Here is a 25174-nt window from a genome sequence, read left to right as displayed (position 1 = left end):
GTGCGCCGACTTTCTGCGCACTTCCCGGGGCGCGCCCGCATCTTCCCGCCGGGCGCGCGACCGTCCGGCCACGCCCGGGGGCGGCGCCCCGGGTCGAGGAGCCGCTGGGGCTCGTCCGGCAAGCCCCGGGGCTCAGAGCGCCGCGGCGCCCCGGCTGCGGAGCTGCTGGCCGTACTGCTGGAGCTGCCACAGCTCGGTCTGCACCGCGTGCAGCTGTTCGGCGTCGGCCCGGTGGCCGAGCCGCTGCAGGTAGCCGCGGACCTCGGCGATCCGGCGGTCGACGGCCAGCAGGCGCAACTTGACCAGGAACTCCCCCGCGTAGACCGCGTCCACCTTGCGGCGGGAACGCACCGGCTCGACGGTCAGCTCGGTGACCAGCGAGCGCACCTGGTCGTCCGGGGACGCCTCGCGCACCGCGCTGGTGAAGTCCGGCAGGGTCGCCCCGTAGGCGGCGCCGCCGGCCTTGGCGACGGCCTGCCGCACGGCGGTGTACGGCGGGGTGGGGAACTCGTCCTCGCCGTAGTGGTCGAAGGCCGGGCTGACCAGGTCCGGGTGCTGGAGCGCCAGCTTGAGCAGCTCGCGTTCGACGAACTGGGCCGGGTCGCGCGGGTTGAGCCGGAACGCGGGCTGGGCGGGGCGCACCGCGGCGACGGGCTGCTCGGTGCGCCGCGCGGTGCTGCCGCGGGGGTTCTGCTGCTTCTCCCGCTCCCAGCGGGACAGCTGGGAGATCCGGCGGACCACGAACTGCTCGTCGCCGGGATTGACGCCGAGCATGCCGGCCAGGCGGATCGCGTAGCCGTGCCGGATCGAGGGGTCCTTGATCTTCGCGACGATCAGGGCGGCCTCCTCCATCGCGGCGGCCTGCCCCTCGGGCGTCTCGACCCGGTGCTTCGACACCGCCGTGTTCAGCGCGAACTCGAAGAGCGGGACGGGGTTGTCGATCAGCTGCTTCACGGCCTCGTCGCCCTGGGCCAGCCGCAGGTCGCACGGGTCCATGCCGCCCGGGCTGACCGCGATGGAGGTCTTGGCCGCGAACTTCTGGTCATCCTCGAAGGCCCGCAGGGCGGCCTTCTGGCCGGCCGCGTCGCCGTCGAAGGTGAAGACCGTCTCGCCGCGGTACTGCGAGGTGTCCATCAGCAGTCGGCGGATGATCTTGATGTGGTCCTCGGCGAAGGCCGTGCCACAGGTGGCCACCGCCGAGGTGACCCCGGCCAGGTGGCAGGCCATCACGTCGGTGTAGCCCTCGACCACCACCGCCCGGCCCGACTTGGCGATCTCCTTCTTCGCCAGGTCGATGCCGTACAGCACGTGCGACTTCTTGTAGATCGGCGTCTCGGGGGTGTTCAGGTACTTCGGGCCGTTGTCGTCCTCGCGCAGCCGGCGGGCGCCGAAGCCCACAACCTCGCCCGCGATGTCCCGGATCGGCCAGACCAGCCGGCCCCGGAAGCGGTCGATCAGGCCGCCGCGCTGGCCCTGCGAGGCCAGACCGCCGAGCAGGATCTCCTTGTCGCTGAACCCCTTGCCGCGCAGGTAGCGGACCAGGTGCTCCCAGCCCGCCGGGGCGTAGCCGACGCCGAAGGTCCTGGCGGCCTCCTCGTCGAAGCCGCGCTCGGCGAGGAAGCGGCGGCCGATCTCCGCCTCGGGCGAGGCCAGCTGCTCCTGGTAGTAGGCGGCGGCCACCTTGTGCGCCTCGACCAGGCGGGTCCGCTCGCCCTGCTGGTGGCGGGGGCTGTAGCCGCCCTCCTCGTAACGCAGGGTGATGCCGGCCTGGGCGGCCATCCGCTCGACGGCCTCGGCGAAGGTGAAGTGCTCGATCTTCATCAGGAAGGCGATGGTGTCGCCGTTCTCCTGGCAGCCGAAGCAGTGGAAGACGCCCTTGGCGGGGTTCACGTAGAAGGAGGCGGACTTCTCGTCGTGGAACGGGCAGACGCCCTTGTACTCGCCGCCGCCACCGTTGGTCAGCTGTACGTAGTCGCCGACCACCGCGTCGATCGGCAGTGCGCTGCGCACCGCCTGTACGTCTTCGTCCCTGATCCGCCCGGCCACCCCGGAAGTCTACTGGGGCGGCCGGGCTTTCCGGCCGGGCGCGTCCCGCCGGGCGCCGGGGCGGGCCCGACCGGTCAGGCCCAGGAGGCGCCGACGAGCCTGGCGTGCAGGGCGAGGGCCGAGGCGTCGGTGAGGGTGGCGATCTGGTCGATGACCGTGCGCAGGGCGGCCCGGTCGTCCTCGGCCTCGTGGTACTGGGCGGCGAACACCGGGTCCAGGCCCTCGGGAGCGCGCCGGTTGAGCACGTCCGCCAGCTCGGCGATCACGATCCGCTGGCGGGCGCGCAGCTGCGCCTGCTCGTCGCGCTGCATCACGAAGCGGACGGCGACGGCCTTGAGCACCGCGCACTCCAGCCGCACGCCGCGCGGCACCACCAGCTCGGCCCCGTAGCGGGTGAGCCGGCCGGGGCCGTAGCGGGCCCGGGTGGCCTGCTCGGCGGCCAGGCAGAAGCGGCCGATCAGCTGGCTGGTGAGGTCCTTCAGCCCGGCCCGGGCGCGGGCCGTGCCGTCGTAGGAGCGAGGCCACCAGTCCTGGGCGAGCAGCCGGTCCAGGGCGGCGGCCAGCTCCTCCGGCTCGGCGTCCGGGGCGTAGCGCTCGGCGACCTTGAAGAGTTCGGACCGCTCGCCCGGGGCTCGCAGGGCGGCCGGCTCGATGTGGCCGGCCTGGAGGCCGTCCTCGACGTCGTGGGTGGAGTAGGCCACGTCGTCGGACCAGTCCATGACGGTGGCCTCGAAGCACTTGCGCCCGGCCGGGGAGCCGGCCCGCAGCCAGCGGAAGACCGGCAGGTCGTCGGCGTAGACGCCGTACTTGTGCGAGGCCGGGTCGGTGGGGTGCGCGCCGCGCGACCACGGGTACTTGGTGGCGGCGTCGAGGGCGGCGCGGGTCAGGTTGAGGCCGACGCTGCGGCCGGGCCAGGGGGCGAGCCGGGCGGCGGGCTGCTCGTCCTCGGGCGCGAAGCGCTTGGGTTCGAGCCGGGTGAGGATGCGCAGCGACTGGGCGTTGCCCTCGAAGCCGCCGCAGGCCTCGGCGGCCTGGTCGAGCGCCTCCTCACCGGTGTGGCCGAACGGCGGGTGGCCGATGTCGTGGGCCAGGCAGGCCGTCTCCACGAGGTCCGGGTCGCAGCCCAGGGCGGCTCCCAACTCGCGCCCGACCTGGGCGCATTCGAGGGAGTGGGTGAGTCTGGTGCGGGGGAAGTCGGCGCGCATCGGGGCGACCACCTGGGTGGTGCCGGCCAGCCGCCGCAGCGCCGCCGAGTGCAGCACCCGGGCGCGGTCGCGCTGGAAGGCGGTGCGGCCGGGGCGCTTGTCCGGTTCGGGGACCCAGCGGGCCTCGGCGGCGTGGTCGTACGGGAACGGGGCGGCGGCGAGGCGGTGCGCGGTGTCATCCATATGCCACACACGGTACGCCGCGCCCCTGACAGCCGGGGTGTGCCGCGCACGAAGGGGCGCGGGCCGGGGCGTGAATCCTGCGCCACGCGCTGGTGTCGTCCCGCCCCCTCCCACCGCCGGTGTCGTCCCGCCCCCGTCCCGCCGCGCAGGGGCTCAGCCCCGGACGGCCTTCAGGACGGCCGCCGCCACCGCCTCCTGCCCCTTGGCGTTCGGGTGGATCGCCGCCAGGCCGGGGGCCGGGAACGGCGGCTCGACCCAGCGGGCCGCCTCGCCGGCGCACATGTCGTGCCCGGCCGACGGGGCGGCCGCGTCCACGAACACCGCGCCGGCGCCCTCCGCCCGCTTCCTGAGCATCGCGTTCAGCTGCTGCTCCTTCTCCGACAGGAAGCCGAGGTCGCCGGGGGCCACCGCCTTGCCCAGCACCCGCTCGCAGCCCGCCGGGTCGGCCGGGAGCAGCGTCGGGTAGCCGACCACGTACACCCGGGCCCGCGGGGAGCGGCGCCTGATGTCCTGCAGGATCCCGCCGAGCCGCTCGCCGGCCGCGTCCACCCTGCGCTGCACGTCGTCGGTGCCGCCGGAGGCGTAGTGCGCGCGGCAGGGCGAGGCCGCGCGCGAGGCGCCGACCAGGCCCTTCACCGCGTCCACCAGGTTCTCCTTGGCGCACTCCTGGACGACCTCCATGAAGCCCGCGTCGTTGCCGCCGATGCCGACGGTGACCAGCCGGGTGTCCCCGGTCAGCGCGTCGAGCTGGGGCGGGTTGGTGCCGCGGCCGGTCTCCTGGGCGCCGGTGAGGTCGCCGGTGCGGGCGCCGCTGCAGCTGACGTCCTGGAACTGCGCGGCCGCCAGGCCGAGCCCCTTCGCCACCAGCGACGGGTAGTTGACCCCGGAGCGCGAGCAGCCCGCGGGTTCGCCCACCTGCGGGGCGATCTTCAGGCCGGCGGTGTAGGAGTCGCCGAGGGCCACGTACGGGCCGGTCGGCGGCGGCGTGGACTTCGCGGCCGGAGCGGGCACCGCGCCCGCGAAGCCCCCTCCGCCCGTGTCCGCTCCCCCGGCGCCGGTGCACCCGGCGAGCAGGAGCGCGGCGAGCCCGGCCGTCAGGGCGACGGTCGGGCGCGCGGGCGCGGGCATGGTCCGGTACGTGGTCCTCGGCATGGCATCCCCCCGGGGATAGGCGTCACAGCGGCTCCTCGCGGCGCGTCCCCCGACGCCGCAATCCCCAACGAACGGAGCCGCGCGGATGACTCCCGGCCCGGACGGCCTCTCACCGCGGCGTCCTCGGGCCGGTGTCCCCGACGGCCGGGCGGACCGGATCCGCTGCGCGGACCGGATCGGCCGGGCAGGGCCTACTCGGCGCCGCGCTCGTGCTCGGCCAGGAACTGCTCGAAGCGCCGGCCCAGCTCGTCCGCCGAGGGCAGGTCGGCCGGCTCGGCCAGCAGGCTCTCCCGGTCCTCCCCGCCCGCCACCGCGTCGTACTGGCCCTCCATGCCGCGGATCGCCGAGCGCAGCTCGCCGTCGCCCTGCGCCAGCTGCTCCTCGATGTCCGCGTACACCTCGCCGACCCGCGCGCGCAGCCGGGTGCCCGGCAGCACCAGGCCGGTGGCGGACTGCACCGCCTCCAGGATCAGCACGGCCGCGGCCGGGTACTCCGAGCGGGCCACGTAGTGCGGCACGTGCACGGCGAAGCCCAGCACGTCGTGCCCGGCCTCGGCCAGGCGGTACTCCAGCAACGCCTGGGCGCTGCCCGGGACCTGGGCCTGCTCGAACCACTGCGGGTAGCCGGCCGCGAGGTCGAGCCGGTTGCCGTGCGGGGTCAGACCGACCGGGCGGGTGTGCGGCACGCCCATCGGGATGCCGTGGAAGTCGACCGACAGCCGGACCTCGAAGCGCTCCGCCAGCTCGCGGACGGCCCGCGCGAAGCGCTCCCACTCGACGTCCGGCTCGGGGCCGGTGAGCAGCAGGAACGGCGCGCCCGCGGCGTCGCGGACCAGCTGCAGCAGGATCTCCGGCGGGTCGTAGGACGTCCACTGGTCGCGGTCGAACACCATCGCGGGGCGGCGCGCCCGGTAGTCCACCAGGCGGTCGTGGTCGAAACGGGCCACGACCTGCGGCGATCCCGTCTCCAGGAGGTGGGCCACCACCTGGCCGCCGGCCTCGCCGGCGTCCATGAAGCCCTCGAAGTGGTGGAGCAGCACGAGGCCCGCGCCGGTGTCGCTCAGCTCCGCGTTGGCCGCGGCCACCGCGGCCACGCCCTGCTCGTCCAGCTCGTACAGCGCCTGGAAGTCACGCACCGCGCACCCAACCCCGTTCCCTACTCGTCACGGCCTACCGGATTCCTCGTCCTGTCCAGCGTGCCGGGCGCCGCCGGAATTCCCGACCGCGCCCGACGGCGTGCCCGGGGGCCGCAGCCGACGCCTCCGGACCATGATCGCACCCGGCGACAAAGTCCCTGGTCACAGGGGTTCGGCGGCCCGCCCGGGGGCGCGTTCGACCGGGCCGCGCCGCCATTCGCGTGCCGCGAAGTGACGCACCGCCTTCTGGCGGGTATCGTCCTCTCGCTGCCTCGCATCGTCGCGTCGTCGTCACGTCGTCCCGTAACGCCGTCGGCCACGTCCCGGTCCGGTGCTCGGCCAGCCACCCACGACGCATCTTGCCTTCACCTGGCCGCCTGCTTCCCTTCGCGCTCTCGTTTCCTTCTCGGCCATTTCGCGGACGCACACTGTCCCTTCGCTCATCCCGCCGGACCGGTCCGAGGACCCGTGTCCGTTCCGGCACCGCGCCGCCCGTTCCGGGCCGCCGCCCCCGCCCCGCCCGACCGGACCTCCGGCGTGCGCCGGTCCCGGCGGACGGCCCCAGGACCGGGGCGAACAGTCCCCGCACCCCGTGCCGCACCCCGGCCCGGGAGGCACCCTCCGACCGATGAAGGACCGAAGGTTCCGTGCCCGTACCTGTCATCCTCACCGGCCGCACCGTGCGGCTGGAGCCCCTCGCCGCGCACCACGCCGAGGCCATCGCCGAGGCCGGCGCCGAGGACCGTACGACCTACGCCTTCACCGCCGTCCCGCACGGCCTGGAAGCGGCCCGCGAGTACATCGCCCGCGCCCTGGCCGACCAGGCCGCGGGGCGGTCGCTGCCGTTCGCCACGGTGAACGTCGCCGACGGCCGGGTGGTCGGCTCCACCCGGTTCCTGGAACTCGACTACTGGCAGGGCCCGGTGGTCTGGCCGCCGGTGCCCGGCGTGCCGTTCGGCGACCCGGCCACGGCCGTCCCGGACGCCGCCGAGATCGGCAACACCTGGCTCTCGCCGCGGGCCCAGGGCACCGGCATCAACACCGAGGCCAAGCTGCTGATGCTCCGCCACGCCTTCGAGACCTGGGGCGTCCAGCGGATCTCGCTGCGCGCCGACGCCCGCAACCTGCGCTCTCGGTCCGCCATCGAGCGGCTCGGCGCCACCTCCGAGGGGGTCCGCCGGGCCCACTCGCGCGGGCTCGACGGCGTGGTGCGCTCGACCGCGTTCTACTCGATCCTCGACTCCGAGTGGCCCGCCGTCCGGGACATCATCGAGCTGCGGATCGCCGCCGCCACCTCGCCCAGCGCCCCGGATCCGGCGATCAACCAGGAGTGCCTTAGACACGGCGGCAGCGGTGCCGGGCAGCTGATGATCACGGCCTGAAGGCCTCCCGCTCACCGGTGGCGGCGGTCCGCAGGATCCACGCCAGCAGCGCCGGGGCGTGCCGCTCCCCCGGCAGGGCCAGCCACCGGTTGTGACCGGCCTCCACGACCGCGGAGACCGGGCGCCGGCCGCCGCGGACCAGGGCGACCGCGACCTCCCAGATCGGGTGACCGCTCCGGGAGTCGCAGATCCGCACGGCTCCGCCGGCGGTGTGGACGGCCCACCGGTGGTCCAGGGCGGCCGGGTCGCCGCCGGTGCGGATCCGCTGCCACTGCTCCTCCGTCCACAGCACGTCCGGGACGGCCTGCGGGCGCGGGACCAGCATGGCGGCGCGGCCGCGGCCCCCGGTGACGGAGCCGGGCCGCGGGAACGCCCAGGCCGGCAGCGGCTCCCGGGCCGCCAGCCAGGCCGCCGGGATGCCCCGGGTGCCGGTGTGGGCGGCGACCACTCCCCCGGTGATCGCGGCCACGGTGTCCATGTCGCCGCCGGGCGCGACCGCCTCCCGGACGGCGGCCCGGTAGTCGGTCAGCCGCCGGGCCGCGCACCAGAGCGCGTAGGGGACGGTGTCGGCGGCGGACGTCCGGCTGCCGTTGCCGAGCACCCGGGCGGCCGCGAGCGGGTCCGGCTCGGCGAGCAGGGCGGCCGCCTCGGCCAGGCCGTCGTGGACGGCACCGCTCGGGGTGTGGTGGCGGACCTTCGCCAGGAAGCCGTTCGGCGTCATGGTCCCGGTCCGGGCCCGGACCGCCACCGCGGCGGCGACCGCGACCGCGACCGCGCCGTCCACCGCCTGCGGGTGGGTGTGGGTGGTCACCGCCGTCCGGGCGGCCAGCCGGACCACCTCGTCCAGGTCGTCGGCGAGCGCCGCCCCCAGCGGGGCGACCCGCATCGCGGCGCCGTTGCCGTAGGAGCCCCGGCCGTCGAAGAGTTCGGCGGCGAGCGCCCGGGCGTCGCCGCCCTCCCGGACCAGCCGGAGCATCCGGTTGGCGGCCGGGCCGTAGCCGCGGTCGAAGTCGTGGCGCAGGGCGAAGGCGAGCGTGAGGTCGGCCGGGTCGACGGTGCCGCGCTCGGTGACGGCCGCGTAGACCGAGCAGGCCATCTCGGTGTCGTCGGTCCACGGCCAGGGGCCGGGCGGGTCGGTGCGGTCGACGAGGTGGGCGGCCGCGGTGGCGGGGACGAAGAACTGCGCTCCGAGGGCGTCGCCCACGGAGAGCCCGTTGAGCGCGTCGAGTGCGGGGCTGTCGGGTGGAGTCGTCATAGGCGGTCCAGCTCAGCGTCCGGACCGACGGTCCGTCAACATCATTCCCGCGGAAGCCTCCGACGGGCGATGTTTCGCATGCATCCGAACGGGACGGGCAGCACCGGGTCATGACCCGCGCGAACCCCCTCGACCCCGTCGTGCTGCTCGGCGCCGACCAGCAGCACATCGCCACCCGGGCGCAGCTGCGCCGGCTCGGCGTGCCCTCCGGCACCATCGCCCACCGGCTGCGTCCCGGCGGGCCCTGGCAGCAGGTGCTGCCCCGGGTGATCTGCCTGCAGAGCGGCCGGTTGACCGGCCATCAGCGGCTGCGCGCCGCCCTGGCGTACGCGAGCCCCAAGGGGCGTGAGCCCCGGGCCGGGGAGGTGCTGCTGACCGGCCACGCGGTGCTCGCCGACGCGGGGCTGCCGAGCGCCGGGCACCCGGCCGACCTCGATCGCGTCGACGTCCTGATCCCGGGTCAACGCCGGGTGGCGGAGCGGGAGTTCGTCCGGATCCACCGGTCGGCCGGGCCGCTGCCGGGCGGTTACGAGCGGGACGACGGGCTGTGGAGCGCCACCGTGGCCCGGGCGCTGGCCGACCTCGCGCCGCGCGAGAGCGGGCAGCAGCGCTTCCGGGCGCTGTGCGCCGAGGCCGTCCAGCGGCGGCACTGCGAACTCGGCGAGCTGTTGGACCACCTGCTGGCCAGACCGGGCGCGCTCGGACTGCCGCAGGTGGCCCGGGTGGTGGAGGACCTCACGGCCGGGGTGCGGTCGGTGGTCGAGGGCGAGGCCCGGGAGGTGCTGGCGCACACCGGTCTGCCCGAACCGCTGTGGAACGCGGTGCTCTTCCTGGACGGCCGCTTCCTCGCCGTCCCGGACGCCTACTGGCCGCACGCCTGCGTGGCCCTGGAGATCGACTCCCGTGCCTGGCACCTGCGGCCCGCCGACCACGAGCGCGGCCTGGCCCGCGCCAACCGGCTGACGGCCGTCGGCCTCCCGGTGGTCCGCACCACTCCGACCCAGCTCCGCCGGGACCCGACCCCGCTCCTGCACGAGCTGACCGCGCTCCTCACCACCGGCCCGCACGGCCCGCACCGCCGGATCAGCTGGCGCCGCGCCAGGTGACGCGGCGGCGGGCGGGGCGGGCGTACGCGGGGCCGGGGGTGACGCGGACCACCGGGCGTCGACCGCGCCGGTCAGCAGCGCGGGTCGATCTCCTGGAAGGTGGCGTAGTGGTCGGCCGACCAGTACTGCTCGCCGGCGTTGCCGGTGACGACCCGGCGGGTACCGCGGTCGTTGGAGCCGGGGGTGACCACGGTGTACTCGTGGTAGTAGCCGTCGCCCTTGCGCGGCAGCCGGCTCTCGCGGTTCTCGAAGACGATGCCGTCGCGGTTGTACGGGTAGGGGCCGCCCTTGGCGATCAGGCCGAGGGTGTCCTGGGCCTGGCCGGGGAGCTTGGAGCGGCAGACGTCGGCGAGCGCCGGGTCGGCGGGCACCCAGGTGCCGGCGGCGGGGCCGCCTCCGCCGGGCGGCGGCGTGGGCTTCGGGGCGGAGGGCCTGGGGGCCGAGGAGCCCGTGGTGGCGGCGGTGGGGGTCGCGGCGGCCCTGGGGTGGCTGCCGCCGCCCCGGGCCGAGAGCAGGTACCCGACCGCGGCGGCGATCGCGAGGATCACCACGGCCACGAGCACGGGCAGACGGTTGCGGCTGGTCATGCGCCCCAGCTTGGCAGGCCCCGGCGGCGGGGGCGGGGTGTCACGCGCGTGGCCGCCGCCACACGCACGTGGGCCGGGGGGGGGGGGGGCCCCGGGGGCGCCCCCCCCCCCCGCCGGGGGGGGGGGGGGGGGCGGGCGGCGGTGCCCCCCCCCCCCCCGGCCGTGTTACGTACGCCGGTTCTCCTGCGCCGAGCTCCGGTGCACGCCCTCCCGGTGGGGAGGGGAGCGGTCAGTCCGGCTCGCGGCCGAGGAGGGGATGCCTACCCTCTCTCAGCGCGAGTCGCTGCCCGCCGTCTCGATGGCGGCGCGGCCGGCCTCCAGGCGCGCCACCGGGATCCGGAAGGGGGAGCAGGAGACGTAGTCCAGCCCCACCTCGTGGAAGAAGTGGACCGAGTCCGGGTCGCCGCCGTGCTCGCCGCAGACGCCGAGCTTGAGGTCGGGGCGGGTGGCCCGGCCGGCCTCGACGGCGTGCTTGACGAGCGAGCCGACGCCGTCGCGGTCGATGGTCTCGAACGGGGAGACCCCGAAGATGCCCTTCTCCAGGTAGGCGGTGAAGAACGAGGCCTCCACGTCGTCCCGGGAGAAGCCCCAGACCGTCTGGGTGAGGTCGTTGGTGCCGAAGGAGAAGAACTCGGCTGCCTCGGCGATCTGGCCCGCCGTCACGGCGGCGCGCGGCAGCTCGATCATGGTGCCGAGCTTGATGTCCAGCTGGACGCCGGTGGACTGGGCGACCTCGGCGAGCACGCGCTCGCACTCGTCGCGGACCAGCTCCAGCTCCTGGACGGTGCCGACCAGCGGGATCATCACCTCGGGGCGCGGGTCCCCGCCGGCCAGCTTGCGCTCGGCGGCGGCCTCGGCGATGGCGCGGACCTGCATGCCGAACAGGCCGGGGATGACCAGGCCGAGGCGCACGCCGCGCAGGCCGAGCATCGGGTTCTGCTCGTGCAGCTTGTGCACCGCCTGGAGCAGGCGCAGGTCGTTCTCGTTCGGGTCCTTGCGGGCCTCGGCGAGGGCGACGCGCACCGACAGCTCGGTGATGTTCGGCAGGAACTCGTGCAGCGGCGGGTCGAGCAGGCGGACGGTGACGGGCAGTCCGTCCATCGCCTGGAAGAGCTCCAGGAAGTCGCTCTTCTGCAGCGGCAGCAGGGTGGAGAGCGCGAGCTCGCGGTCCTTGTCGTTGTCCGCCAGGATCAGGTGCTCGACCTCCTTGCGGCGCTCCTCGCCGAGGAACATGTGCTCGGTGCGGCACAGGCCGATGCCCTGGGCGCCGTAGCGGCGGGCGCGCCCGCCGTCCTCGGCGTTGTCGGCGTTGGCGCGCACCGCGAGGCGGCGGCGGCCGTCGGCGTGCGACATCAGCCGGTGCACGGCCTGGACCAGCCCGCCCTGGACGTCGGCGCCGGCGTGCAGGGTGCCCTCGAAGTACTCGACGACGGGGGACGGCAGGACGGGTACCTCACCGAGGTAGACCTTGCCGGAGGCGCCGTCGATGGAGACGACGTCGCCCTCCTCGACGACCAGGCCGTCGGCGGTGGTGAACCGGCGGGACTTGGTGTCGACCTCCAGCTCCTCGGCGCCGCAGACGCAGGTCTTGCCCATGCCGCGGGCGACCACGGCGGCGTGCGAGGTCTTGCCGCCGCGCGAGGTGAGGATGCCCTCGGCGGCGATCATGCCGTCCAGGTCGTCCGGGTTGGTCTCGCGGCGGACCAGGATGACCTTCTCGCCGGAGCGGGACCACTTGACGGCGGTGTAGGAGTCGAAGACGACCTTGCCGATCGCGGCGCCGGGCGAGGCGGCCAGGCCCCAGCCGATCTGCTTGGACTCGGCGTTCGGGGCGAAGCGCGGGAACATGAGCTGCGAGAGCTGGCCGCCGGTGACCCGCATCAGGGCCTCGTCCAGGTCGATCAGGCCCTGGTCGACCAGCTGGACGGCGATCCGGAAGGCGGCCGCGGCGGTGCGCTTGCCGACGCGGGTCTGCAGCATCCAGAGCTTGCCGCGCTCGATGGTGAACTCGATGTCGCAGAGGTCGCGGTAGTGGTTCTCGAGCTTCTGCATGATCGCCATCAGCTCGTCGTACGACTTCTTGTCGAGCTTCTCCAGCTCGGACAGCTGCAGCGTGTTGCGGATGCCGGCGACGACGTCCTCGCCCTGGGCGTTGGACAGGTAGTCGCCGTAGACGCCCTGGGCGCCCGTGGAGGGGTCACGGGTGAAGGCGACGCCGGTGCCGGAGTCCTCGCCGAGGTTGCCGAAGACCATGCTGCAGACGTTGACCGCGGTGCCGAGGTCGTTCGGGATGCGCTCCTGCCGGCGGTACAGGCGGGCGCGGTCGCCGTTCCAGGAGTGGAAGACGGCGTGGATGGCGAGGTCCATCTGCTCGCGCGGGTCCTGCGGGAAGGCCCGGCCGGTCTCGCGCTGGACGATGCCCTTGAACACCTCGACGAGTTCCCGGAGGTCGGAAGCGTCCAGGTCCAGGTCGTTGACGGTGCCCTTGGCGTGCTTGGCCGCGTCCAGGGCCTCCTCGAACAGCTCGCCGTCGACGCCCAGCACGGTCTTGCCGAACATCTGGACCAGGCGGCGGTAGGAGTCCCAGGCGAAGCGCTCGTTGCCGGACTGGGCGACGAGGCCGGTCACCGACGCGTCGGAGAGGCCGATGTTGAGGACGGTGTCCATCATGCCGGGCATGGAGAACTTCGCGCCGGAGCGCACCGAGACGAGGAGGGGGTCGTCGGCCTGGCCGAGCTTCTTGCCCATCTCCTGCTCGAGGGCGTCCAGGTGGGCGCCGATCTCCTCGTGGAGCGAGGTCGGCTCGCTGCCGGTCTCCAGGAAGACCTTGCAGGCCTCGGTGGTGATGGTGAACCCCGGGGGGACGGGGAGTCCCAGGTTGGTCATCTCGGCCAGGTTCGCGCCCTTGCCACCAAGAAGATCCTTGAGGTCCTTGTTTCCTTCGGTGAAGGAGTAAACAAACTTCTGCTGGGACGGCACGGGTCGGTCTCCTCGTACGCGGTTGCCCTGACGCCGGAGAACATACCCATTTCGAAGGCACTTCTCTGCCCCGAATAGGCCGTACGAGGCCGGTACCCAGCGGTAACCCGCTAGATCGAAAGCACATAAAGGCGTTCACCTCTGTTGGTGAAATCGTCCGGATGACGCTAGCCAGCGTTCAAGTCTTGAACGCAAGGAAACGTGAAGATCACACGATTCGGACGGAGGGTAGCGGCGCCGGGTCCGTCGCGTTGCCCCGGCTTGATTTCCTGCACCCGGATCCCCGATCCCCGGCCGACCGGCTTCGGGAAGCGATTCACCGCCGACCTGTCCAATTCGTCCACTGACCCGCCATCAGTCGACACCGTATGTGGCAAGAGTCACCAGCACATCTCGCCCTTCGAGCGTAGGCCACCTCCGCCGATCGTCGCACTCCGTCCACTCGCATGCCCGCAGCGTGACGATCGGGCGCCGAAAAGGAGCCCTCCTGTCCAGATTGGACAAGAGGGCTGGGACCGGGTGGCAGTGGACCCTCGGAGGCCCATTTCGCCACTAAGGACAGATCATCCGCCAGAGGTGTCCGATTCGGCGTCTTCGCCGGGTCGGGCGCAGTCGTACGGATCGTCCAACCACCCCTCCGGCAGGACCACCCGGTTGTTGCCGCTGGTGCGCCCGCGCGGGCCGTCCGCACCGGCCGGCCACCCCTGGGACTGCTCCACCTCGGACAGGGTTTCGGCCAGTTCGGCCAGGGAGGAGGAGCCGGCGAGCCGCACCCGCAGCTCGGAGCCGACCGAGAAGCCCTTGGTGTACCAGGCGACGTGCTTGCGGAAGTCGACCACGCCGCGTGCCTCGTCCCCGATCCACTCGCCGAGCAGCTGCGCGTGGCGCACCATCGCCCGGGCCACGTAGCCGAAGTCGGGGCGGGCGTAGTCGACGTCGCCCTCGAAGATCGCGACCAGGTCCTTGAACAGCCACGGCCGGCCCAGGCAGCCGCGCCCCACCACCACGCCGTCGCACCCGGTCTCGCGCATCATCCGCAGCGCGTCGTCCGCCGACCAGATGTCCCCGTTGCCGAGCACCGGGACGTGCGCCGGGACGGACTCGCGCAGCCGGGCGATCGCCGACCAGTCCGCCGTGCCGCCGTAGTGCTGGGCGGCGGTGCGCCCGTGCAGGGCGATCGCGGCCACCCCCTCCTCGGCGCCGATCCGGCCGGCGTCCAGGAAGGTGAGGTGGTCGTCGTCGATGCCCTTGCGCATCTTCATCGTCACCGGCAGCTCCCCCGCGTTGGCCACCGCCTCGCGCAGGATCTCGCGCAGCAGGTTGCGCTTGTACGGCAGCGCCGAGCCGCCGCCCTTGCGGGTCACCTTGGGCACCGGGCACCCGAAGTTGAGGTCGATGTGGTCGGCCAGGCCCTCGTCCGAGATCATCCGGGCGGCCTTGCCGACGGTCACCGGGTCCACGCCGTACAGCTGGATCGACCGCGGCTTCTCGCTCGGGTCGAACCTGATCAGCTGCATGGTCTTCGCGTTGCGCTCGACCAGCGCCCGGGTGGTGATCATCTCCGACACGTACAGGCCCTTGCCGCCGGACTGCTCACGGCAGAGCGTGCGGAACGGCGCGTTGGTGATGCCGGCCATCGGCGCCAGCACGACGGGCGGCCACACCCGGATCGGGCCGATGTCCAGCGGCGCGAACTCGGTGTCGGACGCGGTGGGTGCGGACGTGGCTGTCATGCGCGGCTGACCTCGGGGCAGGGGACGGGGACTCTCCATTGTCCCCCACCCGGGTCACCGGCCCGGTGCGGGCCCGGTGCGGGCACCGCCCGGCGGCCGGGGCGGGCGCCGGCCGGCCCCGGGCCCCGGGCACCCGACCGCCCCGGGCTCAGGACGGGTCGATCGTGACCGACCCGGAGCCGACCGAGGCGTGGATCCGGTTCGGGCTGGCGGAGTCCGCCAGGTTCGGGTCGATGTGCCGGCTGCCGCTGCCCGCCTCACCGCTGAAGCCGTACCGGGTGCCGGTCGGCAGGGTCATCCGCAGCGAGCCGGAGGCCGTCCTGGCGTCCACCGACCGCGGGGCCTTCGCGAAGGACAGCTCCAGCGCGCCCGAGGTGCTCTCCACCTCCACCCGCCCGGAGCTCAGGTCCACGCCCTGCACCATCCCGGAACCGGTGTGCGCGTACACCTCGCCCGAGATGTCGACCAGCCGCAGCTGACCCGAGCCAAGGTCCATCCGGACGCCGCCGCTCAGGCCCTCCACCTGGACGCTGCCCGAGCCCACCTCCCCCGAGACGTCGGTGCCGGCCGGCACCTCCAGATCGATCTGGGCGCCGCACCCGAAGTCGGCGACCGGCAGGACCTGCCGGCAGTCCATGCCGACGGTGAGCACGTCACCCTCGAAGGTGGCCGACACCACCGGCTTGCGCACCGTCCAGTCCAGGTTCTGCCGCACCACCACGTGGCCGTCCCGGCCCGCCCTGATCCGCACCGCGGCGCTGCCGGTGTCCAGCCTGAGCCGGTGGACCGCCACGTCGTACGACTGGACGGAGGTGGTCTGCTGCTGCACCGCCACCGCCCAGCTCTGCACCCCGGCGCCGATCAGGCCGAGCACGGTCGCGACCGTCCCGGTGACCCGCCAGGCCCTGCGGACCGCCACCCCCTTCTCCCCCGCCACCGCTACCCGACCTCCAGGAACCGCAGCACCGCCATCACCCGGCGGTGGCTGTCGTCGGCCGGCGGGAGGTCCAGTTTGGTGAAGATCGAGTTGATGTGCTTGGCCACCGCGCTGTCGCTCACCACCAGCGCGCCCGCGATCGCCGCGTTGGAGCGGCCCTCCGCCATCAGGCCGAGGACGTCCCGCTCGCGCGGGGTCAGCTTCTCCAGCGGATCCCGGTGCCGCCGCACCAGCAGCTGGGCCACCACCTCCGGGTCCAGCGCGGTGCCGCCCGCGGCGACCCGCTGCAGCGCGTCCAGGAAGTCGTCCACGTTGGCGACCCGCTGCTTCAGCAGGTAGCCCACGCCGCTGGTGTTGGTGGCCAGCAGGTCGGCCGCGTAGCGCTCCTCCACGAACTGGGACAGCAGCAGCACGGCGACCTCCGGCCACTCCCGGCGGATCACCATGGCGGCCTTCACGCCCTCGTCGTGGAAGCCCGGCGGCATCCGGACGTCCGCCACCACCACGTCCGGGCGGTGCTCCTCGACCGCGGCCAGCAGCTCGGTGGCGTCCCCGACGGCGGCCACGACCTCGAAGTCCACCGCCTCCAGGACCTTGACCAGGCCGACCCTCAACAGGACCGAGTCCTCGGCGATCACAGCACGCACGGCAACTCCACGGTGATGGTGGTGGGACCCCCGAGGGGGCTGAGAACGGAGAGGGTGCCGTCGACCGCGGCGGTGCGCTTGCGCAGACCGGTCAGACCGGTCCCGCCGGCCGGATCCGCGCCGCCCACGCCGTCGTCGCTGACGACCAGGCGCAGCCGGCCGCCGGCCGTCCGCACCGAGAGGTCGACCCGCCGGGCGCGGGCGTGCTTGGCCACGTTGGTCAGGGCCTCGGAGACGGTGAAGTACGCCACCGCCTCCACCGTCGGCGAGACCGGCTCGGACAGGTCGACGTCCAGCCGCACCGGCAGCGGGGCCCGCGCGGCGATCCCGGACAGCGCGGCGTCCAGGCCGCGGTCCTCCAGGACGGCCGGGTGCAGGCCGCGGACCAGGTCGCGCAGCTCGTCGATGGCCGCCTGGGCCTCCTCGTGCGCGGCCACGATGACCTGCATGGCCTCGGGCGGCAGCACGTCCTTGAGGGTGCGCCGGGCCAGGCCCAGGTTCATCGCCAGGGAGGTCAGCCGCTGCTGGGCGCCGTCGTGCAGGTCCCGCTCGATCCGGCGGCGCTCGGCGTCCACCGCGTCCACCAGCCCGGCACGGCTCTCGGTGACCTCCTCCACCCGGCGCTCGAGCCTCTCCGCCCGGTTCGGGCCGAGCAGCAGGCCCGCCGCACGCACCTCCAGCCAGGCCGCCAGGGCCGCCAGCCACGGCGCGGCCGCCAGCAGCAGCACCCCGCAGAGCGTGATCGCGACGTCCAGCCCGGCCAGCTCGGAGCGCAGCCCGCCACTGGGCAGCAACCAGATCCAGCCGTACGTGCAGGCCATCACCAGCCCGGCACCCCAGGCGTACAGCACCGCCAGCGCGCCCACCGCCAGCAGCGGGCCGACCACCAGGTGGTAGGCGCTCTGGCGCCAGGTCAGGCCCAGCAGCCACCGGTGCCAACCGCCGGCCGGGCGCGGCGGCGGCACCTCCACCCCGTGCAGGGCACGCAGCCGGCCGCGCTGGAGGGCCGTCAGCGGACGGGTGCCGCCGAGGACCAGGACGAGCACCGGGATCAACAGGGCGGACTCGGTGACGGCCAGCCAGACGGGCAGGGCGATCGGGATGCCGGCGGCTATCAGACGGGTGTCCCGCCAGGCCCCGGGCGACCACGGGGTGCGCCGGAGGCTCCTGACGAGCGCTCGGCGCAACGGTGTGGAGGACATGGCCGACAGCGTAGGGCCCGGTGATCATCGACCGCCATGAAGGGGGCGCCCCGGCGGGGGTGTACCTGGGTACACCCCCGATTCGGAGCGGGGCACCACCGACAACGGACCATGATCGACGGAATTCTTGGGCCCATGACGAGCAGCGCACCGCACTCCGCCACCCCGCCGCACCGGCGGCCCGCCCCCGGGAGCCACGGGGCTACTCCCGACGGCGCGCCCCGCGCGGCGGGGCCGGAGGGCACGCTGCCCGTCGGGGCCGGCCGGGACGGCGGCGCGGCATGAGCACCGCCGTCCTGGCCGGCCGCCCGGCCGCCCCGTTCGTCCTGCCCGCACGCTTCGAGCGGGTGCCGGCGCTGGCCGCCGTCGCGCTGCTGCCCTGGCTCGCGGTCCTCGCCGTCTGCCACGAGACCCCGTGGGTGGTGCTCGACCTGGTCGAGCTCACCGCGCTGGTCTCGCTCGACGCGCTGCTGCGCCGGCGCAGCAGCGCCGCCGCCGTGGCCGGCGCGGCCGTCGCCCTGCTGCTCGCCGGGGACGCGCTGGCCGACGTCGCCTGCGCCGGGCCGGGCCACGCGGTGCTCGCCGCGCTGGTGATGGCGTTCCTCGTCGAACTGCCGCTCGCCGTGGTCTGCGTCCTGCTCGGCCGGGCCGCGGCGGCCGGACGCTGAGGCCGGTCCCTGAGGGTCGGTCTCTGAGGGTCGGTGCCGAGGCGGGGCGCCGGGCCGGTCAGCGGGTGGTGGGCAGACGGTTCATCAGCTCGCGGGTCTGCTCGTCGCGCGGGGTGTAGGTGATCATCCGGGTGCCGAGCCGGGGGCCGAGCCAGAGGTTGGTGTACTCGCAGTGCAGCAGTCCGACGCCCGGCACCCGGAAGCGCTTGATGCCGTTGCCCGGGCGCATCACGTCGTGCCGCTGCCAGGCCGCCTCGAAGTCCGGCGAGGCCCTGCGCAGCCGCGCCAGCAGCGTCTTCCAGGCCGGCTCCGCACTGTGGTCGGCCATCCCGGCGCGGAACCGGGCCACCATCACGTCGCGTTCGGTGTCGTGGTCCACGAGCACCTCGCGGAAGCGCGAGGGCGTGAACGCCAGCCACAACAGGTTCCGGTCCTCCGGGGCGAGCTCGGCGAGGTCCCCGACGATCCCGGTGTACTGGGCGTTGTACGCCAGCACGTCGTAACGCGTGTTGATCACTCCGGCCGGGCAGGGCGCCAGCTGATCCAGCACCAGGCGGATGCTGGGCGTCACCGACGGGCAGTCGACCACCGGCGCCGGGTCGTCCGCGCCCGCCAGGGTGAACAGGTGGGCGCGCTCGCTCGGGTCCAGCAGCAGCGCACGGGCGACCGCGTCCAGCACCTGGGCGGACACCTGGATGTCGCGGCCCTGCTCCAGCCACGTGTACCAGGTCACCCCGACGGCGGCGAGCTGCGCGACCTCCTCCCGGCGCAGGCCCGGGGTCCGGCGGCGCCCGGTCATCGGCAGGCCGACCTGCTCGGGTGCGATCCGCTCGCGGCGGCTGCGCAGGAAGGCCGCCAGGTCGTGCCGGCGGGCGTCGGCAGGGGTGTTCCGGGCTTGCGCGGGCGGGGTGACGAGGCTCATGGTTCCCAGCATGCGTCAGCCGCGATCCTGTTGCCAGGTACTTCTCATACCCGGATAACCACACTCTGGTACCAGGGTGCGGAGCAGCGGATCGTATGACCCGTGACCCGACACCTCGCCACCGCAGCCGCACCGGCCCGCGCCGCCACCACCCCCGGCAGCACCGCCACCGCCACCCGCCCCGCCGGCATCCCGGCCACCGACACCCCGGCCACCGGCGGCCCGTCGACCGCCCACCCCTCGACCGGCGGCCGCCCCGCCGTGGCCCCGTCCCCCGGGACCCCCTCCCTCGGCACCGCCGGGCTGGTCACCGTCCTGCTCGGGGCCTTCCTGCCGATGCTCGACTTCTTCATCGTCAACGTCGCGCTGCCCACCATCGACCACGACCTCGCCGCCGGCCCCGCCGTCCTCGAACTCGTCGCCGCCGGCTACGGCATCGCCTTCGCCGTGCTGCTGGTGCTCGGCGGCCGCCTCGGCGACATCTTCGGCCGGCGCCGGCTCTTCGTCATCGGCGCGCTCGCCTTCGCCGTCACCTCGCTCGCCTGCGGCCTCGCCCCCGGCGCCTGGAGCCTGGTCGCCGCCCGGGCCGCCCAGGGCGCCTCGGCCGCACTGCTGATCCCGCAGGTCCTCGGCACCATCACCGCCGCCACCGAGGGGGCCCGGCGCGGCCGCGCCCTCAGCGTCTACGGAGCCGTCGGCGGCATCTCCGTCGTGATCGGCCAGGTGCTCGGCGGCATGCTCGTCGCCGCCGACCTGTTCGGCACCGGCTGGCGCTCCGTCTTCCTCCTCAACGTGCCGTTCGCGCTGCTCGCGGTGGTCCTCGCCGTCCGCTACGTCCCGGAGAGCCGGGCCGCCAGCGCCGCCCGGGTCGACGTCCCCGGCACCGTCCTGCTCACCGCGGCCCTGGTCGCGCTGCTCGTCCCCCTCATGGAGGGCCGCGCCGCCGGCTGGCCGCTCTGGTCCTGGGTGATGCTGGCCCTGTTCCCCGTCCTCGCCGTCGCCTTCGCCCTCGTCGAACGCCGCGCGGAGCGGCGCGGCGACACCCCGCTCGTGCCGCCGACGCTGCTGCGCATCCCCGAGATGCGGCGCGGCCTCGGCATCGCCCTGCCCTACTTCGCCGGCTTCGGCGGCTTCATGTTCGTCATCGCCGTCGCCCTGCAGCAGGGCCTGCACCTGGGCCCGGTGGCGGCCGGCTGGGCACTCGTCCCGATGGCCGTCGGCTACTTCAGCGCCTCGCTCTCCGGCCCGCGGCTGATCGGCCGGTACGGCAGCCGGGTGCTGAGCGCCGGTGCCGTCGTCCAGGCCACCGGCCTGGCCACCCTCGCCGCGACCGTGCTCACCGACTGGGCGCACTTCTCGCCGCTGCGGATGGCCCCCGGCGTCGCCCTGGCCGGCATCGGGCAGGGTCTCATCGGCACCCCGCTGTTCCGGGTCGTCCTCTCCAAGGTGCCCACCGCGCGCGCCGGCGTCGGCAGCGGCGTACTCGCCACCAGCCAGCAGGCCAGCCTCGCCCTCGGCGTCGCCACCCTCGGCACCCTCTACCTGTCGCTCTCCCCCGGTCTCGGCATGGACCGCGCCCTCGCCCTCTGCCTGGGTCTCCAGCTCCTCGGCTCGTTCACCGTCCTCTACCTGACCACCCGTCTCCCCCGCTCCATCGGCTGACCCGGCCGGCGGGTCACGGCGCGCAGGACGGCCCCGCGGTCACCCCGTGACCGCGGGGTCCGGCCGTTCCCGGCGGGGCGGTGCCCGTCGGGGCGTCACTCACCCCGCCCCGGGCCCGGGTGCCGGCACCCGGGCGGGGTGAGTACCCGTACTCATGCCGCGCCGGGGCGCCTGCGGAAGGCTCGTCCCGTACCTACCGCACACCCGAGGAGACCGTCGTGTCCGTCGAAGCCGCCCGTTCCGCCCACCGCACCGCGGTCGCCCGGCTCATGGTGGTCGGCGCGGGGTTCTGGGGGGCCGCCCCCTTCTACGCCCTGGCCATGCGGCCGCATCCGGGCGATCGGCTGCCGCCCCGGGAGAAGTGGGGTTCCGCCGAGTACGAGACGGCCCAGATCGACAACCTGGTCGCGGGGATCGGCTTCCTGATGATCCTGCTGGTGGCCGCCACCGCCGTGTGGTGCTGGGCCCGGGCGGCGCACCGCCTGCGGCAGGGGGCGGCGGGCGCGGCGGCCTTCGCGGCGGGGACGGCGCTCTGCACCGGGCTGCTGGCCGTCGGCGGCGCGGGCGCCGTCTTCGGCGGCCTGCGCGATCCGGCCGCGGTCGGGGCGCTCGCCGTCCTGCTGCCCCTGAGCGCGGCCGCCCTGGTGGCCACGGTGCTGCCCCGGATGCGGCGGACACCGTGGCCGGGCCTCGGCAGCGGGGCGGTCGACGGCCGCTGACGTCCCGTCGTGGCGACCGGCGACCGCAGCGCCCACCGGGCGCGGTGCCCCCACGGCCCGCACCGGCTCCCGCCCGCGGTGCCCTCCTGCCAGGCCCGCCCGGCCTTCCTCCCCGCGCTCCGGGCTGTCACCCTGGTCATCCGCCCCGCCGCGGCGGGCACCCCGTACCGACGGCCACCCCGAGGAGGGACATGACCCCGGACATCCACCAGGCGCTGGACCTCCAGGAGGACGACAACCTCCTGGAGGCCGGCGCCGCCGCCCCGCCCAACCGCCCGCCGTACGACAAGGTGCTCGCCACCCGCCCGGTCCGCCGGCTCCCGTACGCCTGGGTGGCGCGGAGCAGGCCCGGCGCCACCCTCGTGGCCGTCCTCGGCACCTGGAGCGAGGGCGCCGGCCTGGCCCGGCTCACCGTCCTGCCGGACGGCACCGCCGAGGGCGGGATCATCGCCCGCGCCGACGCGCTCCCCGGCGACGCCGCCCGGTACGCCCGGAGCCAGCCGTACTGGATCACCTTCGCCGGGCCCGGCCGGCCGGCGCGGATCACCCCCACCCTCCTGAGCGACCCGGCGGCCGCCCTCCTCGTCCAACTGGCCTTCCCCGACGCGGAGTACTACGTCACCATCGGCGAGGACCTGGAGTCGATCCACTGCCTGGCGACCCCCGGCTCGCTGGCCGAGGTCCGCGACGACACCTACGGCTGGACGGCCCACCAGAGCGGCCGGCGCGCCCTGTGGGACGAGGCCGAACCCCTCCTGGCCGCCTGGCAGGAGGCCGGGCGCCCCGGCGCCACCGCCGTCCGGCTCCGGATCGCCCCGCACACCTGGACCGCCTGGGTCCCGGGCCACCCCGCACTGCGCTGGGAGCACCGGTGCCCTGACGCGCCGCCCGGCGAAGTGTGAGAATCGCGTGATCTCCGGGACGGGCGGGGCGACACCTGGAAGGCTGTGGCCCCGATCCGACCGCACCACGACCACCCGGGGGAGCCACCCATGCCGCTGTTCGGCAGCCGCAAGAACCTTCCGAAGCCCCTGTGCGACGAGCACGGCCCGTGCAGGGAACTCGCCAGGATCTCGGTCTTCGACGTCCGGGACCGGCTGCGGCTCCTGATCACCCCGACCAGCGGCCTGGGGCCGGACACGATGGCGCAGCGGATCGACGACGAGCTGTCGGTGGTCCTCTGCGTCGACGGGGGGAAGCGGGGCGGGGCGACGGCGGCCCTGTCGATCGCCGAGCACGCCGCCGACCAGTGGAGCATCAGCCGCCCGGAGCTGTGGGAGCGGGCGTTCGCCAACCTGCCCGCCCAGGACCTCAACCGGCGGTCCTTCAACGCCACCAACGGCGACACCCTGTACGCCGTCAACGGCACGGGCGCCTGGCCCGGCGCCGCCCGGGCGCTGCGCCTGGAGCAGGCCCTGGGCGGGATCGAACTGCCCTACGGCGCCCTGGTCACCCTGCCCACGGGCAACGCCTTCTGCGCCGCGCCGATCCGCACCAGCGCCTCGCTGAACGCGATCCGCTTCATGATCGACCTGTCCGGGAACCTCGCCGCCGGCGACCCGGCGCCGCTGACCTCGTCGATCTTCTGGTACCGCGACGGCTGGCTCGAGAACCTCAACGTCGGGACGAACGGCATGATGCGCCCCTCGGCCCGCTTCCGCGAGCTCGCCGACACCCTGCCGGCGGCCTGAGCGACGGGCTCCCACCCGGGCCGGGGCGCGCTCTTCCACAGCGCCCCCCGGGGGGCACCCCCGACTGCCGCCCCGAAACCCGCTGGCCCGGACCCGCCCCTTCATGTCAGAGTGACGATATGAACGAGAAGCACGTGGGGCACCCCGGCGAGGCCCGCAGCCGGGCCGAGTTGGCGGCGCTGACGGCGGCCGGGGCGCGGCCGAAGTGGGTGATGTTCTGGGGGCACACCGCGCGCGGGGGCGGGGGCACCCGGCAGGAGTGCCTGAGCCAGTGGTGGCCCGCGGAGTTCACCGTGGACGGGGTGACGTACCCGTCGGCCGAGCACTGGATGATGGCGGGCAAGGCCCGGATGTTCGGGGACGAGGCCATCGCGCGGCAGGTGCTGGAGGCGCGGACCCCGGCCCAGGCGAAGAAGCTGGGCCGACTGGTCCGGGGCTTCGACGGCGAGGCGTGGGAGGCCGGTCGGTTCGAGCTGGTCGTCGAGGGCAACGTCGCCAAGTTCGGGCAGGACGAGCGGTTGCGGGCGTACCTGCTGGGCACGGGGGCGCGGGTGCTGGTCGAGGCCAGTCCGGTGGACCGGATCTGGGGCATCGGGCTCGCCGCGGACGACGCCCGGGCGGAGCGCCCCGCCGAGTGGCGGGGGGAGAACCTGCTCGGCTTCGCGCTGATGGAGGCCCGCGCACGGCTGGCCCCGTGAGGGCGGTCGTCCCGCTGCTGGACGGTGCCGTGCTGCTGTCGACGGGGGCGGCGCTGGCACTGGCGCCACGGGCGTGGCGGCGCGAGGTCCCGCCCGGGCGCGGGAGCCGGGAGGTCCCGCCCGGGCGCGGGAGCCGGGAGGTCCCGCGGGGGCGCGGGAGCCGGGAGGTCCCGCCCGGGCGCGGGGGGCGCTTCGGCCCGGAGGCGGCGCTGGCCGTCGTCGTCGGACTGATCCTGCTCAACCAGGCCCTGTTCACGGTGTACGTCCGCCGGGTGCACGACGGCAGCGCCGCGTTCGTCGCCCGCCACCTGCCGCCCGGCTGGTTCGACCTGGCGGGCCCGAACGCGCTGCTCGACCGGCTGGCGGCGCACTTCCCCGCACCGGAGCTGCTGGCGCCCACCGTGCTCCGGGTCCAGGCGCTGCTCGAACTGCCGCTGGTGCTGCTGGCGTTCGCCGCCGTGCTGCGCCGGCTGGACCGGGGCCTGTACGTACGGGTGGCGCGCTCGCCGCTGGTCCCGTTCGCCGCCGCCTCCTACACGGTGGCGTTCTGCGCGGTGGAGTGGGACCTGCACAACCCGTACACCGTGGACGACATCGCGCTGCGGATCGTCTCGGCGCTGGTCACCCCGCCGTTGCTGGCCCGGATCGCCGGGCGGGAGCCGCCCGCCGACCGACCGCCGCGCAGCCCGGTGCTGTTCGCGGTCGACCTGTGGCTGTACGGCCACCTGATGCTGGTGCTGTACGACACCGTGCTGCTCTACAACCTGGGCCGGCTCGGCGGGCACCTGCCCGGCGCGCTCGCCGCGGTGGCCGCCCTGGCCGTCACCGCGGCGCTGCCGCGGTCCGCGCAGGAACCCGGCCCCCGGGTCGCCGCGCTCACCGCGACGACCGGCCGCGCGCTCGCCCTCTTCCTGGTGCCGGCGCTCGCGATCCGCTACGGCGCCTCCTTCGGCACTCCCCGGCTCGCTGCCGCCGCGGGCCTGCTGGTGGCGGCGGCCGCGCTGCGCCGGGAGTCCCTCCGACTGCTCCCCGCCGCGGCGGCGGGCCTGGCCGTCGGGTGCGCGGTGGCCGCGCTGCTGCCGGGGCCGTACTTCGAGGCGACGCTGCTCCGGAGCGCGACCGGCGCACTTCTCGCGGCGTCCGCCCTCTGCGAGCTCCTTGACACCACTCGGTCACGACTGGACGTGCTCCCTTAACTCCCCAGCCACATAACGACGCCAGGATGTCCCGCAGTCAGGGTCGAGATGGACAGGGTGGGGCGATC

21 protein-coding genes are annotated in these 25174 nt (G+C 74.8%); 9 read left to right on the top strand and 12 right to left on the bottom strand.

The annotated features are described in order from the left end of the window. Positions 1-132 precede the first annotated feature (132 nt). The 4 genes from dnaG to ACIA8Q_RS05760 form a co-directional block, all read right to left on the bottom strand. On the bottom strand, positions 133-2046 hold the full coding sequence (gene dnaG, locus ACIA8Q_RS05775; RefSeq protein ID WP_360210090.1) for a DNA primase: 1914 nt from the start codon (positions 2044-2046) through the stop codon (positions 133-135). Positions 2047-2120: 74 nt separating this feature from the next. Beyond that, the gene (locus ACIA8Q_RS05770; protein WP_360210092.1) at positions 2121-3434 is read right to left on the bottom strand and encodes a deoxyguanosinetriphosphate triphosphohydrolase; all 1314 of its coding nucleotides are present in this window, start codon (positions 3432-3434) and stop codon (positions 2121-2123) included. Positions 3435-3587: 153 nt separating this feature from the next. Then, the gene (locus ACIA8Q_RS05765) at positions 3588-4586 is read right to left on the bottom strand and encodes an SGNH/GDSL hydrolase family protein (RefSeq protein WP_360210094.1); all 999 of its coding nucleotides are present in this window, start codon (positions 4584-4586) and stop codon (positions 3588-3590) included. A gap of 191 nt (positions 4587-4777) precedes the next feature. Continuing rightward, a complete protein-coding gene (locus ACIA8Q_RS05760) occupies positions 4778-5722 on the bottom strand; it encodes a PAC2 family protein (RefSeq protein WP_360210096.1) in 945 nt (314 codons plus the stop codon). 647 nt (positions 5723-6369) lie between these two features. Here ACIA8Q_RS05760 and ACIA8Q_RS05755 point away from each other — a divergent pair. Continuing rightward, positions 6370-7104 carry a GNAT family protein gene (locus ACIA8Q_RS05755; RefSeq protein WP_360210098.1) on the top strand — a complete coding sequence of 245 codons (735 nt, stop codon included), beginning with the start codon at positions 6370-6372 and terminating at the stop codon, positions 7102-7104. Here ACIA8Q_RS05755 and ACIA8Q_RS05750 read toward each other — a convergent pair. Then, positions 7094-8359: an ADP-ribosylglycohydrolase family protein gene (locus ACIA8Q_RS05750; RefSeq protein WP_396316802.1), complete on the bottom strand. Its 1266-nt coding sequence runs from the start codon at positions 8357-8359 to the stop codon at positions 7094-7096. The two genes, ACIA8Q_RS05755 and ACIA8Q_RS05750, sit on opposite strands and share 11 nt — an antisense overlap. Before the next feature lie 110 nt (positions 8360-8469). Here ACIA8Q_RS05750 and ACIA8Q_RS05745 point away from each other — a divergent pair, with 110 nt between their 5' ends. After that, positions 8470-9465 (top strand): hypothetical protein, encoded by a 996-nt coding sequence (locus tag ACIA8Q_RS05745; protein ID WP_360210102.1) that lies wholly within the window; start codon positions 8470-8472, stop codon positions 9463-9465. Positions 9466-9536: 71 nt separating this feature from the next. On the opposite strand, the gene ACIA8Q_RS05740 is transcribed toward ACIA8Q_RS05745, so the two are convergent. From ACIA8Q_RS05740 to ACIA8Q_RS05715, 6 genes are all read right to left on the bottom strand, one after another. Beyond that, entirely contained in the window at positions 9537-10052 is a 516-nt protein-coding gene (locus ACIA8Q_RS05740; protein WP_360210104.1) for a ribonuclease, read from the bottom strand. Between the two features lie 270 nt (positions 10053-10322). After that, positions 10323-13031 (bottom strand): pyruvate, phosphate dikinase, encoded by a 2709-nt coding sequence (gene ppdK, locus ACIA8Q_RS05735; protein ID WP_360210106.1) that lies wholly within the window; start codon positions 13029-13031, stop codon positions 10323-10325. Positions 13032-13594: 563 nt separating this feature from the next. Further along, positions 13595-14764, bottom strand: a complete 1170-nt coding sequence (gene dusB, locus ACIA8Q_RS05730) for a tRNA dihydrouridine synthase DusB (RefSeq protein ID WP_360210108.1) — start codon at positions 14762-14764, stop codon at positions 13595-13597. Positions 14765-14912: 148 nt separating this feature from the next. Further along, the gene (locus ACIA8Q_RS05725) at positions 14913-15683 is read right to left on the bottom strand and encodes a DUF4097 family beta strand repeat-containing protein (protein WP_396316801.1); all 771 of its coding nucleotides are present in this window, start codon (positions 15681-15683) and stop codon (positions 14913-14915) included. Positions 15684-15703: 20 nt separating this feature from the next. Continuing rightward, the gene (locus ACIA8Q_RS05720) at positions 15704-16348 is read right to left on the bottom strand and encodes a response regulator transcription factor (RefSeq protein WP_360210112.1); all 645 of its coding nucleotides are present in this window, start codon (positions 16346-16348) and stop codon (positions 15704-15706) included. Further along, a complete protein-coding gene (locus tag ACIA8Q_RS05715) occupies positions 16336-17550 on the bottom strand; it encodes a histidine kinase (protein ID WP_360210114.1) in 1215 nt (404 codons plus the stop codon). The genes ACIA8Q_RS05720 and ACIA8Q_RS05715 overlap by 13 nt, the downstream gene beginning before the upstream one ends. Positions 17551-17831: 281 nt before the next feature. Here ACIA8Q_RS05715 and ACIA8Q_RS05710 point away from each other — a divergent pair, with 281 nt between their 5' ends. Beyond that, positions 17832-18218, top strand: coding sequence for a hypothetical protein (locus ACIA8Q_RS05710; protein WP_360210116.1), 387 nt, complete (start codon positions 17832-17834; stop codon positions 18216-18218). 58 nt (positions 18219-18276) lie between these two features. Here the strand turns inward: ACIA8Q_RS05710 and ACIA8Q_RS05705 are convergent, their stop codons facing one another. Continuing rightward, positions 18277-19140: a helix-turn-helix transcriptional regulator gene (locus tag ACIA8Q_RS05705; RefSeq protein ID WP_360210118.1), complete on the bottom strand. Its 864-nt coding sequence runs from the start codon at positions 19138-19140 to the stop codon at positions 18277-18279. Positions 19141-19242: 102 nt separating this feature from the next. On the opposite strand from ACIA8Q_RS05705, the gene ACIA8Q_RS05700 reads away from it, so the two are divergent. From ACIA8Q_RS05700 to ACIA8Q_RS05675, 6 genes are all read left to right on the top strand, one after another. Beyond that, positions 19243-20802: an MFS transporter gene (locus ACIA8Q_RS05700; protein ID WP_387897690.1), complete on the top strand. Its 1560-nt coding sequence runs from the start codon at positions 19243-19245 to the stop codon at positions 20800-20802. Between the two features lie 218 nt (positions 20803-21020). Further along, on the top strand, positions 21021-21521 hold the full coding sequence (locus ACIA8Q_RS05695; protein ID WP_396316800.1) for a hypothetical protein: 501 nt from the start codon (positions 21021-21023) through the stop codon (positions 21519-21521). A gap of 191 nt (positions 21522-21712) precedes the next feature. Continuing rightward, complete coding sequence (locus ACIA8Q_RS05690; protein WP_360210122.1) at positions 21713-22423, top strand: hypothetical protein; 711 nt, start codon at positions 21713-21715, stop codon at positions 22421-22423. Positions 22424-22513: 90 nt separating this feature from the next. Then, positions 22514-23212 carry a hypothetical protein gene (locus tag ACIA8Q_RS05685; RefSeq protein WP_387897682.1) on the top strand — a complete coding sequence of 233 codons (699 nt, stop codon included), beginning with the start codon at positions 22514-22516 and terminating at the stop codon, positions 23210-23212. A gap of 119 nt (positions 23213-23331) precedes the next feature. Next, positions 23332-23910 (top strand): NADAR family protein, encoded by a 579-nt coding sequence (locus tag ACIA8Q_RS05680; RefSeq protein ID WP_396316799.1) that lies wholly within the window; start codon positions 23332-23334, stop codon positions 23908-23910. Next, positions 23907-25106, top strand: coding sequence for a hypothetical protein (locus ACIA8Q_RS05675; protein WP_396316798.1), 1200 nt, complete (start codon positions 23907-23909; stop codon positions 25104-25106). Before ACIA8Q_RS05680 ends, ACIA8Q_RS05675 begins: the two co-directional genes overlap by 4 nt. The last annotated feature ends 68 nt before the right edge of the window (positions 25107-25174 follow it).

The organism is Kitasatospora sp. NPDC051705, from assembly GCF_044453265.1.
Classification (GTDB): Bacteria; Actinomycetota; Actinomycetes; order Streptomycetales; family Streptomycetaceae; genus Kitasatospora.
The sequence above is the reverse complement of the archived record's forward strand: the minus strand, read 5'-3'. Positions and strand labels throughout refer to the sequence as shown.

Excerpts from the sequence above, each read along its gene's own strand:
- ACIA8Q_RS05770 (WP_360210092.1), bottom strand. The coding sequence starts at position 3,434 with ATGGATGACACCGCGCACCGCCTCGCCGCCGCCCCGTTCCCGTACGAC.
- ACIA8Q_RS05765 (WP_360210094.1), bottom strand. The coding sequence starts at position 4,586 with ATGCCGAGGACCACGTACCGGACCATGCCCGCGCCCGCGCGCCCGACC.
- ACIA8Q_RS05750 (WP_396316802.1), bottom strand. The coding sequence starts at position 8,359 with ATGACGACTCCACCCGACAGCCCCGCACTCGACGCGCTCAACGGGCTC.
- ACIA8Q_RS05745 (WP_360210102.1), top strand. The coding sequence starts at position 8,470 with ATGACCCGCGCGAACCCCCTCGACCCCGTCGTGCTGCTCGGCGCCGAC.
- ACIA8Q_RS05740 (WP_360210104.1), bottom strand. The coding sequence starts at position 10,052 with ATGACCAGCCGCAACCGTCTGCCCGTGCTCGTGGCCGTGGTGATCCTC.
- dusB (WP_360210108.1), bottom strand. The coding sequence starts at position 14,764 with ATGACAGCCACGTCCGCACCCACCGCGTCCGACACCGAGTTCGCGCCG.
- ACIA8Q_RS05715 (WP_360210114.1), bottom strand. The coding sequence starts at position 17,550 with ATGTCCTCCACACCGTTGCGCCGAGCGCTCGTCAGGAGCCTCCGGCGC.
- ACIA8Q_RS05710 (WP_360210116.1), top strand. The coding sequence starts at position 17,832 with ATGAGCACCGCCGTCCTGGCCGGCCGCCCGGCCGCCCCGTTCGTCCTG.
- ACIA8Q_RS05705 (WP_360210118.1), bottom strand. The coding sequence starts at position 19,140 with ATGAGCCTCGTCACCCCGCCCGCGCAAGCCCGGAACACCCCTGCCGAC.
- ACIA8Q_RS05690 (WP_360210122.1), top strand. The coding sequence starts at position 21,713 with ATGACCCCGGACATCCACCAGGCGCTGGACCTCCAGGAGGACGACAAC.
- ACIA8Q_RS05685 (WP_387897682.1), top strand. The coding sequence starts at position 22,514 with ATGCCGCTGTTCGGCAGCCGCAAGAACCTTCCGAAGCCCCTGTGCGAC.
- ACIA8Q_RS05680 (WP_396316799.1), top strand. The coding sequence starts at position 23,332 with ATGAACGAGAAGCACGTGGGGCACCCCGGCGAGGCCCGCAGCCGGGCC.